Source organism: Stenotrophomonas sp. 05L44_2, from assembly GCF_056665995.1.
Genome location: NZ_JBFTNR010000657.1, coordinates 1 through 2,756, shown reverse-complemented (window position 1 = coordinate 2,756; position 2,756 = coordinate 1). Strand labels below are relative to the sequence as shown.

Below are 2,756 nucleotides of genomic sequence, written 5' to 3'. Positions count from 1 at the left end.
GGCAAAGTCCGGCTCCGACGCGCCCTGCTCGTAGCGTGTCACCCGGCTGGACACCACATCTTCAGACAAGCCAATGCGCCGGCCCAGCTCACGCTGGGAAATACCCATCGCCAAGCGCGCTTCTTTGAGGCGCTTGGTGAACTGGTCGCGGAGAGGTGTGGGGGACATTAACCGCCTGGGCGCATCCTGTAACGGTCTACAGGATGGCAACCGACCCCCATTCCGTATGCTACATTATTTGTAGCATCGTAAGGCGGGGGTGGGGCATGAAGCCGTCTTCGCGGCCAGCGCCGCCTGGCAGCACAATATCGACAATCTGCCTTGCCTGCGGATACCGCGGACCGATGGCCATCCGCAATGGCCGCGGGCATTGGTCTAGCTCCGGGTGGGCCTTCACGTTTCTGGCGCTGCTTGGCGGTGCAGTTGGTTTCTTATTGATGGGCGTCACCGGGATGCTGGCCATGTCGATACTGATCGGCATTGTGGGCGCACTCGCGGTCCGCCCGGCATCTGCCTACCACTCCTGCCCGCAGTGCCACGTCGATCTGCAGTGGCGGTGAAGGTGCCAACTGGCACGGCGATGGAGGTGCGTAGGAAAATTCTGATCGTGGGCGGGTAGTGATGACGTTCCTGTCCCGTTGATCGGCCTTTGCCTATAGTGGATCCAAACCCCGCAATGGAATGGCCCGATGCACCCGATGTCCTCCGGCCGGTGCCTGGCACTCGCAATCGCCGTCGCTGTGAGCGCCAGTGCCTGCGCACGACCGCCATCCACCGAACACGAAAGGAATCCCGCCATGCCYGGCGCAACGCAGACCGGCCGTACCCTCAACGGCCACACCTACACCGACGCGCCCGTGGACGTGAAGCTGGGGCCGAATACCTTCCGCATCCCCGCCAATTATCTGGACAGCCAGATTGCGCCTTGGCCGGGGGAGGGGGTGACGCTGGTTATCGAATGGCCTGACATGAAGCCGACGGCGCCGGGCGCACGGGCGAATCCGAGGACCAATGATTTCCGCAAGGAGATCGCGGTGGCGGTGAACTACATCGACAGGATTCCAATCGAAACGTCGCTTGCGCGACTGTCGTCCAACGAGGCCATCACCGAGGAGGGATCGGTGGAACGTGGTGATCCACGGGCACGCCTGGACCTGCGGATTGCCCGGCCAGCGACGCTGGGGCTGGTCCCTTATGCCATCGATGAAGAGAAGATGGCCCGCTATTCAAAGGACTACGAGGCCCGCTACGGCAAGCCTCCTGTTCGAAACCCGGCCTATGAAGATGACTGGTATGTTGCGCGCAACGAAGATGGTCAGCTCACCACATTCATAAAGTGCGAGACCACCTCGTTCCGGGGTGATGGCGTGCGCCTGGAAGGCGATCAGGTCATCGACCTCGACGACCCGGTGGCGGCAGGATGTACGCACTATTTCGTGGATGTCGAGAACAAGCTCTCGATCACCTTGAACTACAAGCGGGCATTCCTGAAGGACTGGAAGCGCATGGAAGACGCGGTACGGGATGCCTTGGCACGCACCAAGGCCAGGTGATCCGAAGACAATTCAAGGAGTAAGTCATGGGTGGACTGACCCAGAAGGACATCAGGATCCTCACTGCCTATGCGGATTCGGGCAACCGGGAGCTCTACTGGAACTATCTCTCGCAGCTTCCCGGTGCAGACGGTTATGGAACGCTGGCGTTGGGCGTTGTGCGCAACGACAGCCTGCCCGGGCGGGTGGCAAACAGCTACGCACAGGAACATGCGAGAACGCAGCACGACGATGGTTCACGCTTCCCCAATGCGGTGTTGAGTGAACGGCAATGGGAAGCCTTCGGACAGAGTCTGCTCAAGCAGGACCTCGTGTTGCGGCAGTACTGGTCGCAGCAGCAGCGCCCGGATCTTGCCTTGAACCTGCCCGGCAAGGATGTGATGACCGCGCACGACCGTGCGTTCGAGCAGCATCGCCTGGATCCCAATTGCTGGACACCCCGCGTGCTCCTTCAGGCCGCACTGGAAAAGAGTGGCCCGCAGAAGCTGGAGCAGATCTGGACCAACATGCTCGACAACGATGGGGCCGGACTCCCGCGGGTGGGAAGTACCAGCCGCGATGCGATCACCCAGATGGGATTGAGCAAGGGGAGCCAGTACCTCGGCACGCTGACGTTCCATGAAGGAGCGGCAGCAGAAGGCCACCCAGTTCCACCCGGAAGATCCGTACCGAACCATCACCCGCAGTCCGCTTACCGCATCGGCAGATGGCCTGCCGGATCTCAAGCGCACACCCACCCGTCTGGCAGACATTGGCCCGGACCACGCCGAGTACAGTCTGCTGCAGCAGGTCAGCGGGCATGTCGCCGGCATCGATGCCAGAGCAGGACGCACGCCGGATGAAAGCAGTGAACGTCTGACCGCCAGCGTGATGGTCCTRGCCCGGCAGAACAACCTGGACCGTGCCGACCATGTGCTGCTCAGCGCGCAGACGGCGGACAGCCCAGCGGGCCGCAACGTGTTCGTGGTGCAGGGCGAGATGAACGACCCGGCACACCTGAGGGCTTCCATGCCCACCGATGTGGCCGTGCAGACGCCGGTAGAGCAGTCGTTGCAGCGTCTGGAGCTGGCCAGTGCAGAACGGCAACAGGCCCAGTCCCAGCGTCAGCAGCAGGAACTGGACAACCAGGTGCGCGAGCATCCGGCAATGCGCCTGGCATAGTGCACAGCAAGGGGCAGTGGGGTATTCCCATTGCCCCCGCAC

3 protein-coding genes and 1 pseudogene are annotated in these 2,756 nt (G+C 62.3%); 3 read left to right on the top strand and 1 reads right to left on the bottom strand.

Going from position 1 to position 2,756, the window contains the following annotated elements; genetic code table 11:
* On the bottom strand, positions 1 to 168 hold a 168-nt coding region (locus AC1VAN_RS18875; RefSeq protein WP_480986443.1), incomplete at its 3' end, for a helix-turn-helix domain-containing protein.
* 176 nt (positions 169 to 344) lie between these two features.
* Here AC1VAN_RS18875 and AC1VAN_RS18870 point away from each other — a divergent pair.
* The 3 genes and pseudogenes from AC1VAN_RS18870 (at position 345) to AC1VAN_RS18860 (ending at position 2,714) form a co-directional block, all read left to right on the top strand.
* A complete protein-coding gene (locus AC1VAN_RS18870) occupies positions 345 to 560 on the top strand; it encodes a hypothetical protein (protein WP_032976240.1) in 216 nt (71 codons plus the stop codon).
* A gap of 129 nt (positions 561 to 689) precedes the next feature.
* Positions 690 to 1,553, top strand: a complete 864-nt coding sequence (locus AC1VAN_RS18865; protein ID WP_032976239.1) for a Smlt3025 familytype IV secretion system inhibitor — start codon at positions 690 to 692, stop codon at positions 1,551 to 1,553.
* 26 nt (positions 1,554 to 1,579) lie between these two features.
* Positions 1,580 to 2,714: pseudogene (locus tag AC1VAN_RS18860) on the top strand (XVIPCD domain-containing protein).
* Positions 2,715 to 2,756 lie beyond the last annotated feature (42 nt).